11 protein-coding genes are annotated in these 15,428 nt (G+C 38.6%); 5 read left to right on the plus strand and 6 right to left on the minus strand.

Annotation, left to right across the window (positions count from 1 at the left end; translation table 11 throughout):
* The first annotated feature begins 69 nt into the window (after window positions 1-69).
* From AY601_RS12840 to AY601_RS12860, 5 genes are all read left to right on the plus strand, one after another.
* Complete coding sequence (locus AY601_RS12840) at window positions 70-3,201, plus strand: SusC/RagA family TonB-linked outer membrane protein (RefSeq protein WP_068401671.1); 3,132 nt, start codon at window positions 70-72, stop codon at window positions 3,199-3,201.
* A gap of 20 nt (window positions 3,202-3,221) precedes the next feature.
* Window positions 3,222-4,709: a RagB/SusD family nutrient uptake outer membrane protein gene (locus AY601_RS12845; RefSeq protein WP_068401675.1), complete on the plus strand. Its 1,488-nt coding sequence runs from the start codon at window positions 3,222-3,224 to the stop codon at window positions 4,707-4,709.
* Window positions 4,710-4,726: 17 nt separating this feature from the next.
* Window positions 4,727-6,076: a DUF3472 domain-containing protein gene (locus AY601_RS12850; RefSeq protein WP_084359241.1), complete on the plus strand. Its 1,350-nt coding sequence runs from the start codon at window positions 4,727-4,729 to the stop codon at window positions 6,074-6,076.
* Between the two features lie 121 nt (window positions 6,077-6,197).
* Window positions 6,198-7,226, plus strand: coding sequence for a LacI family DNA-binding transcriptional regulator (locus AY601_RS12855; RefSeq protein WP_068401680.1), 1,029 nt, complete (start codon window positions 6,198-6,200; stop codon window positions 7,224-7,226).
* An 81-nt stretch (window positions 7,227-7,307) separates the two neighbouring features.
* Window positions 7,308-8,366, plus strand: coding sequence for a phosphotransferase enzyme family protein (locus tag AY601_RS12860; RefSeq protein ID WP_068401683.1), 1,059 nt, complete (start codon window positions 7,308-7,310; stop codon window positions 8,364-8,366).
* A gap of 137 nt (window positions 8,367-8,503) precedes the next feature.
* Here AY601_RS12860 and AY601_RS12865 read toward each other — a convergent pair whose 3' ends face one another.
* The 6 genes from AY601_RS12865 to AY601_RS12885 all read right to left on the minus strand — a co-directional run bounded on the left by AY601_RS12865 (window position 8,504) and on the right by AY601_RS12885 (window position 15,372).
* Window positions 8,504-9,925: a TlpA disulfide reductase family protein gene (locus tag AY601_RS12865; protein ID WP_068401687.1), complete on the minus strand. Its 1,422-nt coding sequence runs from the start codon at window positions 9,923-9,925 to the stop codon at window positions 8,504-8,506.
* Between the two features lie 123 nt (window positions 9,926-10,048).
* A complete protein-coding gene (locus AY601_RS12870) occupies window positions 10,049-11,710 on the minus strand; it encodes a trypsin-like peptidase domain-containing protein (RefSeq protein WP_068401690.1) in 1,662 nt (553 codons plus the stop codon).
* Window positions 11,707-12,831, minus strand: a complete 1,125-nt coding sequence (locus AY601_RS12875) for a TlpA family protein disulfide reductase (RefSeq protein ID WP_068401693.1) — start codon at window positions 12,829-12,831, stop codon at window positions 11,707-11,709. The genes AY601_RS12870 and AY601_RS12875 overlap by 4 nt, the downstream gene beginning before the upstream one ends.
* Window positions 12,794-12,955, minus strand: a complete 162-nt coding sequence (locus AY601_RS25680) for a hypothetical protein (protein ID WP_157287881.1) — start codon at window positions 12,953-12,955, stop codon at window positions 12,794-12,796. The genes AY601_RS12875 and AY601_RS25680 overlap by 38 nt, the downstream gene beginning before the upstream one ends.
* 10 nt (window positions 12,956-12,965) lie before the next feature.
* Window positions 12,966-14,255, minus strand: a complete 1,290-nt coding sequence (locus AY601_RS12880) for a redoxin domain-containing protein (RefSeq protein WP_068401696.1) — start codon at window positions 14,253-14,255, stop codon at window positions 12,966-12,968.
* A 31-nt stretch (window positions 14,256-14,286) separates the two neighbouring features.
* Window positions 14,287-15,372 (minus strand): TlpA disulfide reductase family protein, encoded by a 1,086-nt coding sequence (locus tag AY601_RS12885; RefSeq protein WP_068401698.1) that lies wholly within the window; start codon window positions 15,370-15,372, stop codon window positions 14,287-14,289.
* Window positions 15,373-15,428 lie beyond the last annotated feature (56 nt).

Here is a 15,428-nt window from a genome sequence, read left to right on the forward strand (position 1 = left end):
CCTTTTGAAATAACTATCGGAGTTATCTTTTCAAAAGGACTACTAACCAAGTCTAAACCTTCATCTTGCATGACAAAACTCTACAAACCGATTAATCCGGGTTTAAACCGGGTTTTCCCACCGTCAGCGAAACTTAAGCAGTTTACGCTAAATCAATTAACTAAAGCGATTGCCATTTTAGCACTTATTTTATGTTCGACTATTACCTTCGCCCAAACTCCGGTTACCGGAAAAGTTACGGATGAACAAGGTCTTCCAATGCCTGGCGTTTCCGTTAAAGTTAAAAATACAGCAAATGGTACTATTACGGATGGCAATGGCCAGTTTGCACTCAAAGCAACAACCGATGTCACTTTAGAATTTACCTATATTGGCTATGTACAACAAACGGTTGCCGTAGCTGGAAAAAGTGTAATCAATGTAAGCCTTAAGCCTGATGCAAAGCAGATGGATGAGGTGGTAGTGGTTGGTTATACCGCAAAAAGCAAGTCACAAATTGTGAGTTCTGTTTCTACAGTATCTGCCAAACAGCTTTTAGATGTAACCAGTAATAGCGCCTCTTCTCTATTACAGGGAAAGGCAGCGGGTGTAGCAGTTTCTTCTTCTTCAGGACAACCAGGTACAACACCGAGTATACGCATCAGGGGTACAGGTACTTTTAGTGCGAATATGGAGCCGCTTACTGTTGTTGATGGTGTAATTGGTGGTACTGCCAATCCAAGAGATATTGAATCTATTACGGTCTTAAAAGACGCTGGTGCAACAGGCCTGTATGGTTCACGGGCAGCGAATGGCGTCATTGTAATCACTACCAAACAAGGTAAAAGTGGTAAAACCAGTATAAATTACAGCGGATCTTACGGGATCAATACTGCTTCTCAGGGTAATTTTCAATTGATGAATGGCCAGCAATTACTGGATTACAGTACCTATTTGTATACAAATGATTACAATGCAAAAAGGGCCAGCTTTATCAAACAACTTCAGGCGACTACACCTAACCCTACACCACAACAGATTGATGCCTACCTGACTTCAAAATCACTTCCGTTAACAAATGCTGAATATTTAGCCGGATTCCTGCCTTCCACTCCCGAAAATACAGACTGGCGAAAAGAAGCTTTTAAACAGGCTTACACCAACAGTCAGAATATCAATATTTCTGGTGGTGATGAAAAGACTCACTTTTATATAGGTGCTGATTATTACGATGAAAAAGGTACACTCGTTAACACAGGTTATAACAATATCAATTTCAGGGTTAATCTGGATCATAAGATTAATGACCGTTTTAAAATTACAACCAGAGTTAATGCAGGTTTCAGCAAAAGAACAGATGACCGTACCGGGGCACTTTATCAGGCCTATACCAATCTGCCATGGGATAGTCCTTACAATGCTGATGGAAGCCCAAGGTATATTGACAATGAAAGTCAATGGTATGGAAGGGATAAAACTAATTTCGTGTACCTGAATGATTATAATGTGGACAATGAAAGGGGCCAGACTTTAGCGGGAGATTTGAAATTAGAATATAAGATCACGGATTGGTTAAATTTCGCTACGTCAAATAGATATACCACAACGAATACCAGGAGAGAAATTCTGAATGATGCCCGTACCCCTACTGGAAAAGCCAATTCAGGAGAGCTTAGAAATTTATATAATTATTCAAACAGCGTTCTTACTTCCAATTTATTTAATGCAGCGCATAGCTTTGGAAAACATAACTTATCTGGAATAGCTGGCTTTGAGTATCAGCAAAATTATTTGGATAATATTGACGGAACTGGTTATGGCATTCAACCCGGTCTGGAAATTTTAAATTCAACTGCTACAGCCTATTTATTAAAAGGCGGAAAATCAAAAAGCCGTTTTATTTCTGAGCTTTTCATGGGTGATTACAATTATGACAACCGCTATTTTGGAACGGTGTCTATGCGGAATGATGGTTCTTCTAAATTCGGTGCAAATCATAAGTTTGGCTTATTCTACTCTCTTGCGGGCGGATGGTTGATTTCTAACGAGAAGTTCTTCAAATCCAGTGTGATTACGAACCTGAAATTACGTGGTAGTTATGGAGTTACGGGTAATACGCCAACAGGAGATTATAGCTCATTACCTTTATATAGTTTTGATGTTCAGTATGCAAATATTCCTGGTGGTTACCCTTCAGCAATCGCTAATCCTGATTTAACCTGGGAAACCCCTACCACCATCAATGCCGGGATTAATATCGGTTTCTGGAATAGAATTGAATTAAACGTTGATGTATATCAGCGTACCAATAAAGATCTGATCATTGCTGTACCACTTTCTGCCGCCTCTGGTTTTTATAGTTATTTGCAAAATATAGGTTCCGTAAAGAATAAAGGAATTGATATTGAACTCAGTACTAAAAACTTTACTGGTGCCTTTAAATGGAATACGAGTTTCAATATTGGTTTCAACAAAAACAGGGTTACTAACCTATACCTGGATCAGCCAGTAGCCAGGTTCGCTAATCAGAATATTACAGTAGGCCGTGATATGAATTCCTGGTATACCAGAGAATGGGCTGGTGTAGACCCTGCTAATGGAGATCCATTATGGTATATGACCAAAGCAGATGGTACTACAACGACCACTAACAATTACAATGCTGCAGAGAGAAGATACGTAGGCACTTCGTCACCAAAATTCACTGGTGGTATGGGCAATGAGTTTACTTACAAGAATTTCAGCTTAAATACATTCTTCAATTTTGTATATGGCAGTAAGATTTATAATGCCGACCGGGAAGTATTTGATGCGGATGGTGCCTATCCTCAATACAACAGTATGCTCTTAAAGGATGGCTGGAACAGATGGGAAAATTCCGGAGATATGGCCACGCATCCAAAAGCTGTAGTGAATGGGAATAAATTATCCAATAAACCTTCTTCCAGATATTTAGAAGATGGTTCTTACTTGAGATTAAGGAATATTACCCTTGGCTATAGTTTCTCTGATGCCATTACTAAAAGACTTAAAATTTCAAATCTGAGAGTTTATGTAAGTGCAGACAACCTGGTTACTTTCACCAAGTTTTCGGGCATGGATCCGGAAGTTGCCGATTTAGATCCTTCTACTATATTCTCTACGCCAAATACGAGTGGGGTAAGCGGCACCAAATACCCGATTAGTAAAAAGATATTATTCGGTGTTAACATAGGTTTTTAAGTATAAAAAAAATTACAAAAATGACTAACAGCTATAAAACAATAGTAGCTATGGCGCTTATCGTGTCTGCTACAGCCTGTAAAAAAGACCTGACGCTTCCTCCTTATAGTGGTATCGTTAATGAAACCGTAGTAGGCACGCTTGAAGGACTTCAATCAGCCACTATCGGAACTTATAATTATATCAAGGATCCTTATTATATACGTAATTACCACATATTTGCTGAGTATGCAAGTGATAATGTTTCTTTAAGTGGTACAACCACTGACCCTTTATTTTATGCTTATAATTATCAGCATCAAAAAAACCAGGGCAATGCAGAAAACTTCTGGCGCAAAGGTTATCAGGCCATTTTCGGTACCAATGTGGTTATTGAAAAAGTAGTGGAAAGTGAAGACCCTGTAAGAAACCAGCTGCTTGGAGAAAACTATTTTTTAAGAGCAATGATCCATTTTGATCTGGTTAAATTCTTCGGACGGCCTTATACGGATAACAACGGTGAGTCTTTAGGTGTGATGCTTAAAACAAATACTGATGTAAAAGAATTACCAGCCAGATCCAGGGTAAAAGATGTTTATGCTTTAGTAGTTAGCGATTTACTAAAATCGATCAAGCTAATGAACAGTACAAAAAACAATAATTTTGCTTCTAAAGAAGTGGCCATAGCGCTATTGAGCAGAGTTTATCTGTATATGGGAGATTATAAAAATGCCTTTGATTATGCAGATCAGGTAATTAAAAGCGGACGTTATTCGCTATTGCCCTCTGCTGGATATTCAAAATATTTTACGAGTGTTCCTGAGGGAAATCCAGAAACCATTTTTGCGATAAGACATGTACTTAAAGATGACCGCCTTGATGATGCGATTGGTTCGATGTACTGGGGCGGAGCAATTGGTTATGGTGAAATGTATGCCTCACAATCTTACAGAGATTTAGTTCATAAATTCCCTGAAGATTTACGTAATTCATTTGTCGTTCCGCAATATGAAAAAAATGCTGACGGAACTGTTAAGAAAGATGCACAGGGAAACCCTGTTCTTCAGAAAAGAAATGGTTATCCCAAATACTTCATTAACAAGTACTCATTTCAAGAAGGCTATGAAACTTTAAGTTCTCCTGTGGTCTTGAGATTAGCAGAAATGTATTTGACAAGAGCAGAATGTGCTTTCCAGTTGGGCAGGCCAAACGATGCCCTGGTTGATGTTAACGTCATCAGAAGCCGCGCGGGATTAAGTGGAAATGCTTTATTTTCTTCAGGTAACCTGATGGGTTATACGAATGTATTGGATGTGATACTGGATGAAAGAAGATTGGAATTTGCATTTGAGTCTCAGCGTAAGTTCGATATTTTCAGAAATAAGAAAACATTAAACAGAGATTATCCGGGTACTCACCTGACATCCGGACAAACCACACAGCAAATTCCATATACGGATCCACGTGTGATCTTCTTTATTCCAGAGAATGATATTGTACTCAACCCTAACCTGGTTCAAAATCCTTAACCTAAAACCATATACCTATGAAGACCATTATTTTATCCTTATCGTTCCTATCTCTTTTGATAGGGACCTCTTGTAAAAAAAGTGATGCCAATACAGCAGACAACACGAAAACGCCCAAAGAGATTAATGATTTTGTAGCAACCGGGCCAAAGATTGCGATTGCCTTAGGTGGAAATGCCTGGGTAAAAACTACTGCGAGTGAACAGATTAATAACAACGGCCTCGCGAACTGGACCAATGCGGGTGCAGTGACCAGTGTTTACTTCAGAACTGAAAAGCCGGGTATGGTGACGGTTGCTTTAAGAATGAAAGTCCCTTCAGGAAACAGTACGTTTAAAGTATCAACGGGTACACAGTCGATCACTAAAACAGCATCAAATTCATCATTTGATACGGTAGCAGTTGGAAATTTCAATATTACTGCCAAAGGGTATATCAAATTTGATATACAGGGAATCAGTAAAACAGGTGATTATTTTGGTGAGGTTTCCGATCTGATTATCAGCGGAAAACCAGTAACCGATACGGTATCTTATGCCAAAGACAACATTGATTCCCGTTTTTACTGGGGACGCAGAGGGCCTTCGGTACATGTGAACTATACCATTCCTGATGCGATTAAAAATAATGTAGAATGGTTTTACAACGAGATCAATGTTCCTGCAGGTTCAGATCCGACTGGTTCTTATTTCATGTCTAACGGTTTTGGCGAAGGTTACTTCGGTATCCAGGTCAATTCGGCTACAGAACGCAGAGTATTGTTTTCGCTATGGAGTCCTTTCCCTACGGATGATCCCGCAACCATACCAGATGACAAAAAGATTAAACTGATCAAAAAAGGTACAGCTGTACATACTGGTGAATTTGGTAATGAAGGTTCTGGTGGCCAGAGTTACCTGATTTATCCATGGGCAGCAGGAAAAACCTACACTTTTTTAACCAGAGCACAGCCGGATGCAGTAACGAACAAGACGGTTTATACTTCTTATTTTAAACCTGCCGATGGCAACTGGACATTAATTGCAAGTTTTGAACGTCCTGCAACCAATACCAGATTGAAAAGTCTGTATTCCTTTCTGGAGAATTTCAATCCGGAAATGGGAAATATAGAACGAAAAGCTAATTATGGAAACCAGTGGGCAATAGACACGAATGGTAACTGGACAGAAATTACAGCGATGAAATTTACGGGTGATGATATTGCAAACAGAGGATACAGAAAAGATGTTGGCGGGGGCGTAAATGGCAACCAGTTCTTTTTAAGAAACGGAGGATTTTTTAGTGATGCAACTGCACTGAAACAGACCTTTAACAGACCTTCCACTGGTGCTGCACACCCGGTGATTGATTTCAGTAATCTGCCTTAGGAAGATCCGGAACAATTTATCATTTGATATGCATCAATTAGCCCTGGCAATAATGGCCGGGGCTTTTTATTTAATCATTTTAATTACTTATATTAAAAGATAATTGTAACATTTGGAACAAATGTCAGATAAACCAACTACCATCAAAGAGATAGCAAAGCTTCTTGACATCTCGGTTTCGACCGTATCCAGAGCTTTGAACGACCATTCCAGCATAGGTTTAATCACAAAAATGCGTGTAAAAAAGATGGCCAAAGAGCTTAATTATGAGCCCAATCAAAGAGCTATTCAATTTTTACAAGGTAAATCAAATACGATAGGCGTTATTTTACCAGAACTGGCTGAATCCTTTTTCTCTGCAGCAATCAGTGGGATTGAAGATATCGCTTATCAAAGAAATTATACTGTTCTGCTCGCCCAGTCACATGACGATGCAGACAGAGAGAAACTCCTGATCGAAAAGATGAAGATGCAGCGCGTTGACGGCCTGTTGATTTCAGTTTCTAAAACGACCAATACCTACGAACATTTTGAGGCTTTTAAAAAGTCAAATATTCCTATCGTATTTTTCGACCGCATCCCTCCAGTAAAGAATATACATTTTGTAGCCTCTAACCTGGAATCTGGTACTTTTGAAGCCGTGAACTTTTTATTGAAGAAAGGTCACCGTACAATTGGTATGATTAACGGCCCTACTAACCTGGTAGCCAGCACAGAAAGAAAAAATGGGTATATCAAGGCAATGACTTCTCACCGGTTAAAATTTGATCCTTCTTTAATGGTCAATTGTGATTTGACAGAGGCAGGTACGATTGAGTCTATGGATAACTTCCTGAATCATAAACGCAAGCCGACAGCAATCGTGACTTTCAATGATTATGTAGCTTTATTTGCGATCCGCTATGCACGTTCTTTAAATATACAAATTAATAAAGAGATCGACTTTGTAAGTTATGCAAATCTGCCACTGATCAATTATATGGACTTCACTCCGATTGCTTCTGTAGAGCAGTTTCCTTATAAACAGGGAAAGAAAGCCGCCGACATTTTACTGGATCTGATTAACAAACCAAAAAGTGATTCTGATACGGAACCTGCTTACTATAATGTAGTTGTAGAGTCAGAGCTGATCATTAGCAAGGATAAATAAGTTTACACAAACGTTTGCACAACGATCTGATAGCGAAATTGATTAAGTTTGAGTTTACGAAAAAATAAACCCGCTTAATTTATGCTTGATCAAATTTTACCGTTGTACGGAATGGAGACTGCTGGAAATAACGTACAATTATTTGGAGATGGTCTGATCAATCGTACCTGGAAAATAACCACACCAACCAACGGATATATATTACAGCAGGTTAATCAATCTGTCTTTAAAAAGCCTCACGATATAGACCGGAATATAGTTGCACTGAAGTCTTATTTAAGTAAAACACATCCTGAATATCTTTTTGTTTCTGCACTTCCCGGATTATCCGGCGATTCGTTAATGGAAACACCAGAAGGATATTTCAGGTTATTTCCTTTTGTAGAGAATTCTCATTCGCTGAATGTATTGAATAAAAAAGAAGAAGCTTATGAAGGCGCAAAGCAATTCGGAAGGTTCTCCAGGTTACTAAATGATTTTGACGTTAAAAAATTGCACATTACCCTGCCTGATTTCCATAACCTGACCTTACGTTTCAATCAGTTTACTGTAGCAGTAGCACAGGCTTCTGGTCAGCGGAAAGAAAAGTCTGAAGACTTAATTTCTTTCATCATGAAACACGCGGATATTGTGACTACTTATAAAAAGATAGTAGAAGACAAAGAGATCCCGCAGCGGGTAATTCATCATGATACAAAAATTAATAATGTTCTTTTTGACCAGGAAAATAAAGGGATTTGCATCATCGATCTGGATACGGTAATGCCGGGATATTTCATAAGCGATGTGGGTGATATGATGAGAACATATTTATCTTCTGCGAATGAAGAAGAAACAGATCTGACTAAAATCAATGTCAGGAAAGATTTTTTTAAAGCCATATATGATGGGTATATGGAAGAGATGGGCGATGTATTAACTGCAACAGAGAAAAGCTATTTCACTTATGCCGGAAAGTTTTTGATTTATATGCAGGTTATCCGCTTCCTGACAGATTACCTTCAAAATGATATTTATTATGGGGAGAAGTATGAAGGCCATAATCTGGAACGGGCTAAAAATCAGGTCACTTTACTGGAAAGATATCTGGAACTGGAACCTGAACTGGAAGAAATTAAAGGAAAGATCACGATTCAGTAAAGGATAGTTCATTGGCTATTCGTATTTCCTGATTTTTATAAGCGGCTTTAGCCTTACTCAAATAATTACTTATGGTGCTGTAATTAAACTGTGGGATCCAGTGTCTAAATCGACATGGATCCCACTTTTTGTTGCAATTATACACCTTTACGTGCCAGCTCAACCATTTGTACTACTTCTTCTGCAACAGCCTCGGCTCTTCCTTCAAAACCAGCCACTTGAAAGCGAACCCTACCATTACCATCAATAATAAATTTCGCAGGTATTCCATCTATTTTAAATGCATCGGCGGCTGCACTATGTTTAGTAGATTGATTTCTTGGATCCATATACAAATCAAATTTATAGTTGCGCTTGCTTAGGAAAGTCTTAGCATCGGTTAAGGGATCGCTAACATTTTCCCAGGTATGGATAAACAAAAATTTAACATCAGGATCATTAGCGTATCTGTTTACAGCCATTTGCATAGCAGGAAAAGATTCAACACAGGGTCCGCACCAGGTAGCCCAAAAATCCAGTATGATTGTTTTACCTTTAAAATCTGCTAATGAAACTGTTTTCCCATTCACATCAGTTACCGTAAAATCCGGAGCAGCTTTGTTAACCATTAATGGTGAAACATGGGCTTTAATCTTATCAATAAAAACCTTTTGCAAGCTGGCAATATAGGCATCTACATCCTTACCAGGATTTAATGTTGCGTAGCCTTTTCTTACCTGTTCAATATAACTTTGATCAAATTCCCCCTTTCTAACCGCTTCTGCCAAAACGGGCAAAGCTTCCTCATATTTACCATTTAAGCTCGATAAGAAAGCATAGTTTTCAATAAGCTCCTCATCTCTGTCTTTAATCTTATTATAGGCTTCGGTAGTGTATTGATATGCCTCCTCATATTTACCAGCTTTGAACAGCAGCTTACCGTAAATATTGATATAATCGTCATAGGCTGACTTTGGATCAACTTTCAATGGTTCTTTTAAAGCAGTCTGACCTTTTATTTGTTTTGCGCTTGCTAATTCAATGGTGGCAAGTTCCAAAGCTGCAGCCTTGTCAACAGCAGCCATGATCTCAATAGCCATTGCTACGGCCCTTACTTTAAATACAGGGTCTTGCATTGAATTGATAAAGTGAAGAACCCGGGCTGAGTTTGGAACTTCAGCATATGCACTGGATAACAAACTTTTTTCCATATCCAGGTTAACATCCGGATATTGCTTAATCATAGATTGAAGCAACGTTTCCATTTCCGGAACTCCTCCTTTCAATTGGAGAAATGAAGTTAATCTTAACATTCTTGCACTCTGGCTTTGCGGATATTTTTTTAGCAGACTTTTAGTCACCGTCTCCTTTTTCGCTGCATTTTTATCATAGTATTGAACTAATACCATCAAATCTTCATCCGATCCATTTTCTAAGATCTTTATCTTTTGCAGGATTATCTTATGATTCTTTTCAACCTTTAACGCGTTTAATTTTGACTCAATGGATGTCCCTTTTCTTTTTTGTGCAAGTATACTTAACGAACTAAGCATCAAAATTGCCAGAATTATTTTTTTCATCAGTGTATATTATTTTTTATCGGTTATGTGGCTATCATCAGCATATCATTGCTGTTTATAAACAGTATGCTGATGATAATTTCATTTAATATTTGATTGTAAGACCTTTCTAAAAGAATTTATTTATAACGAATCCCCAATAAATTTTGCAATTGCGGCAACAGGCATAACGATAGTCGATGTCCTGCTGCGTCTGGCAATGTTTATCCCGTAAAACTCTCCTGTACTGTCAAATACAGTACCACCGCATTCGTTAGCTCTGACGGCTGCATCATGAACAAGTACATGCTTAAAGCCATCAGAACGTACACTTCGCCCCCCAGCGTAGTCATAAGAAACATGTCTCACCGTAGGTTCTGCTTCGAGATATACACTAAGATGCATCGGGTTACCATCCCTGATAATATCTATGGAAATCGAATCCGCAGCCAGATACCTGTCAAATTCATTGTTGTAATCTGACGCCGTACGCACTACTGTTCCGTTAATTTTGATCACCTGGTCTTTCTCTTTAAGAAATGAAGCTACTTCACTCTCTTTACTAATGCTGGTGAGTGTTATTTTCCCATCCTGATAGGCGGCACTTGCCCCCAGGTATCCTTTACTTGTATTCAAAGGCATATCAATATATGCAGCACTTAATACGCCAACTTTAGCAGAGTCTGATGACAAAGCAGAAATTAGGATCTTACCCAGATCTTTTTGCTTGAGATCAGGGTTTTCAGCAGTAGATTTCAGCCTGATGCCAACGCCCAGTTTTTTTTCAGTTTTTAACAGAACAAGATCGTTTTCCCTGTCTCTTTTGATCACTTGAACTGAAGCTGTACCAGCACCAATTTTGAGTAGAGGATGATTAAAAACCATTGAACTCTTACTGATAATATATTCTGCACCACCATAATTAAACAGCGTGCCAAGAATAGATTGCTGTTGCACTCCACGGGAACTTTTCAGTACGACCACGCTCCTGTTATATTTAGTTGGATTCTCAGCAATATTTTCCAGTGCTGGCACAGTTTCCATTGCTATTGAAGATGTAACAGCTGGTAAATCATCTGCGGGCGGAAATTCCGTATAATCTTTAGCAGTGTTGAGCGCCGTCCAATATTTCAAAAAATAATCAACCGGAACATCATAATTCTGGTTTTCGTTTTCCTTGATCCAGCTATGCACGCCAACAACTCGTCCAATTACATCAAATAAAGGCCCTCCCGAATCACCGGGTTCCATTTTAGCTGATGATTCAATGAATCCGTCAGTTAAATCCACATCAGCTATTCTACCGAAACGCACATTTGGTGTTTGCTTAAAAAAGGATCCGGGATAAGAAATGCTGATCACAGGTTGATTCAATTTTAATTCACTGCTGGGTGCCATTTTAGCGAAAGGCCATTTTCCAGGCTTCATAATTTTGATCAGGGCCATATCATAATCAGTGTCTTTGTCCTGAATACCAATCCTACCTAAACCTACAGCAATATGTTTTTTACCCTCTGGAAAAGAGATCTGGTAAATCTGATCAGGCATAGCCGCATGAGATGCCGTAAGGATATGTCCTTCAGCAGACACTACTACACCTGTAAATCCGTTCGCTTCTTCAATACCATCCTGAACCTTATTCTTAACCGTATCCCATTCAATAATATATACACTGGTCTCCATCGCCTTTTCAACACAATTCGCAATCAGCTTCTCCAGCTTTTTGGCATCCGTCTTAGTCTGACAAAATCCATTTAATGAAACAAGGCAAAACAAGCCTGTTAAACTTAATTTTAAATATTTCATTTAGATTTACTTTTTACAGCCGATGTTTTTTCAGAAGAACGTGCTTTAGTCAGTTCGACCATCGCCTTTAATTTATAGAATTCCTTATCATCAGATCCACTATAGCCGATGCTGGTTTGATTAATATTTCCGTTAGCATCGATAACAAATTTCTGAGGTGTACCTAAAGCGTTTAATGCTTTAAAAATAGCTTCATTATTATCGAATAATACGTTGAGTTTATAGCCATTTTTTTCCATGTATGGCTTTACAGTCGCTGCATCCTCGCCTTCATTAAGGACAAATAACCGGAAAGGCTCTTCTTTATAAAAGTTAACTAAGCGTTGAAAGGCGGGAAATGCTGCAACACATGGTTTGCATACCGTACTCCAAAAATCGATAACAACTATCTGACCTCTGTAATCAGACAATTTAACAGCCTTACCATTAATATCAGTCAAAGTAACATCAGGTGCAGGCTTCGTAACTGTAATCCAGGCCTTTTCTACTTCCTTATAAATCTTTTTATAAGATTCATCTTGTAATGCTGTGATATATTTATCCACGTCTGCACTATTTCCTTTGACTTTTTGAAAGACCTCTTTTAAGGTCGCAATCGTTTTTGGTGTGGAAATCGCATTACCCACAGCCATAGATAAGGTGTCAAGTGCCCTTTGATGCTGCCCGGCAGCTGATAATATGATACCATAACGGTTAAGATAATTAGCCTTTGTGTTTCTAAAATAAGAAAGGTTTCTAAATGTGGCATATTCACCAGATGCCTTGATGTTTTTCATAGCTATATCAACATGACCAAGTCTGGCATTGGCTACTGCATTTACTTCAAGCAAAATTCCTGTCCGTGAAAATGTGTCATCATGTATTTTCTTTCTCAGGTCATCTAAAAGCTGTTTTGAAATCTGCTCCACTTCTGCAACATTCTTATTGTCGTCAACCCAATATTCAAGCAAATTGCTCAGCTCAAATAACTGTAGCGCTGTAAATTTTGGACGGGTATTCTTATAGAAATTATATTTATCAATATTTCCCTTAACCAGCCAGTCAACCGCTAATTGAGCGCGATATTCATTATACTGGTCTGGTTTAGCGGCACCAGCCGGTTTTTTTTGCGAGTAAGTCATTATAAAATCGTTCTTCATCTTCTACGTTGACCAGAGCATTGAATTGTTTCGCAATCTGTTGTGGTGTACGCTGTGCATATAATGTGCCGGAAACCAGCACCAATAATAAAATTAGCTTTTTCATAATTCTATATTTAACTGTGTGCTTTTACGATTTCAACCATAGCTTTCAACTTGTAATATTCTCTGTCTGTAGAACCCGCATAGCCTGAACTATAGAATCTTATAGTACCGGTTGGATCAAAAATAATCTTGGTAGGGGTTGCTTGAATATCGTATGCTGCGTTTGGCACATCTCGTAAGACATCCAGGGTTATGCCTTTTTTCGCGATAAAACTTTTAATCGTTTCCTGGCCTTCAAACAAGTTGATCACAAAAAGCTGGAAAGGATCATTTTTATAATCTGCCACCACTTTTTCAAATCCTGCAAACGCGGCCACACAAGGTGTACATCCGGTGGTCCAGAAATCAATCACCAGAATTTTTCCTTGATAATCAGCAAAGTTTACCTTTTTACCGCTCAATTCAGGTAACGAGATCTCTTTAGCGTGTTTCCTGGCGGTGAAAAGAGTCAGAGTTTTATCCTTACTATCTTCATCCGGGTTAGCTATAACTCCCCGAAATGGTATTTTGCTATCTGCGATATATGATTTTTCAACCTCCTTGTAATACTTGTGATAAGCCTCATCCTGCAGAGCTTTGATGGTACTATCCAGTCCTTTATCGCTACCATTCACCTTTTTATAAATTTCTCTCAGGGTTGCTATCACCTTAGGATTGGAATCAGCATTCCTTACAGCTTCAGTGAGTAAATCCAAAGCCTTTTTATGCTGACCCGCAGCATGCAAAACAATTGCGTAACGATTCAGATAATTGGACTTAGAATCTTTGAAATATTTTGCTTCTCTCATACCTTTGATAACTGAAGAGCGTTCAATATTTTTCATAGCTACGTCCACATTGCCTAATTTCGCATTGGCCATTGCATTTACCTCCAAAAGGACCTGCATTCTATCCGTAGTCAGCTCATCATTTGCCTTATTTTTATCCAGCCTATCCAAATATGCTTTCGAAACTTCTTCAACAATCTTTAGATTATTACTATCTTCTACTAAATGTTCCAATGTGTAGCTGAAGTCAAGCAAATTCGGGAAAGAAAATTCAGGATTGCCTTTGGTATAATATTTATACCGTTCCAAATTTCCTTTGGCAAGCCAACCAATTGCCAAAGAACTTCGGTAATCATTATACTGAGCAGGTTTTGCCTTATTTTCAGGCTTTTCCCTAATCATTTGATTATAGAATTTCTCTCTGCCTTCTACGTCAACAATCAAGTTAAAATTGGTATAGTTATATTTCTTGGGCACAACCTGCTGAGCCCATGCTGAACTAGAAATCAGCAAGGATAAAATTATCTTTTTCATGAGTGAGTATATATGTTCTTATAGTTATATTTTATTTGATCAGTTCAGCAAGCCTGTCATGTAAATCCTTACCTCTTAAATCTTTACCAACGATTTTACCATTCGGATCGATAAGTACATTGGCTGGAATGGATGATATATTGTATGATTGTGTTACTTCGCTCTTATCAGCTTTGAAATCACATACCTGTTTCCATGGCAATTTGTCTTCAGCAATTGCTTTTAGCCAGAGGTTCTTTTTTTCATCCAGGGAAACGCCTAAAACCTGAAAGTTTTTGTCTTTATATTTTTCATAAGCAGCCAGTACATTTGGGTTTTCTGCACGGCAAGGCACACACCAGCTGGCCCAAAAGTCTACCAGCACATAACTACCTTTATAAGAGGATAATGATACTGCTTTTCCATCTGTATCATTTAAAGTAAAGTCAGGTGCAGTTTGATTACCAGAAACGGCCAGTTTTGCCTCATCCATTTTTGGTTTCCAGCGCAGTACCTTTTCTGTATTTTGCATACGTTTGCTCAGCGCATTATACATAGGCTCAACCAATTTCGGCTGAATTGCACTTTGGGTAAACAAATCCATCAGATCGACGCTCATATAGTTATCCGGAAAACGTTTTACCATATCCGAAATCAACATCTCGTAAAATTCCATTCCGGATGGTGCTCCTTTTAACGCCTTATTTCTGGCTGCAGCCTCAAGGGCATAGGCTTCCCATGCTTTTTGCTCCTTGCCACCACCAGCATAGGAGGCCGTCCCTGCAGTGTCAAATGTGATATCGATATTGCCATCCAGATAAAACAGCGCTACGTTTTTCATTCCGTCATTCTCTTCGGACTGAGCTTTGCGCGCTTTTTTACCTGCAGTACGAGGCATAATTAAGTTCAACTCCGCCATTTGCGGTCTTCCAATAATGCCTGTAAATTCAAATTTACCATCACTAATGCTGACAGTATCAGATTTATACTCACCACCCTTGTCATCGGGTGGATAGGCCATTACGGCTTTAATAGCCTTATTAGTACTTGGAATTTTGCCTTTAATCCTATAATTCGTTTGAGCATTTAAAAATGCAGGCAGCAAAAAGACAACTGCTAATGCAAGTAATTTATTCATATGTATGTAGTTAATAGCGAATTGCCCCTATAGGAACAATTCGCTCAGTTATATAA

Source organism: Pedobacter cryoconitis (assembly GCF_001590605.1).
Lineage (GTDB): Bacteria > Bacteroidota > Bacteroidia > Sphingobacteriales > Sphingobacteriaceae > Pedobacter > Pedobacter cryoconitis_A.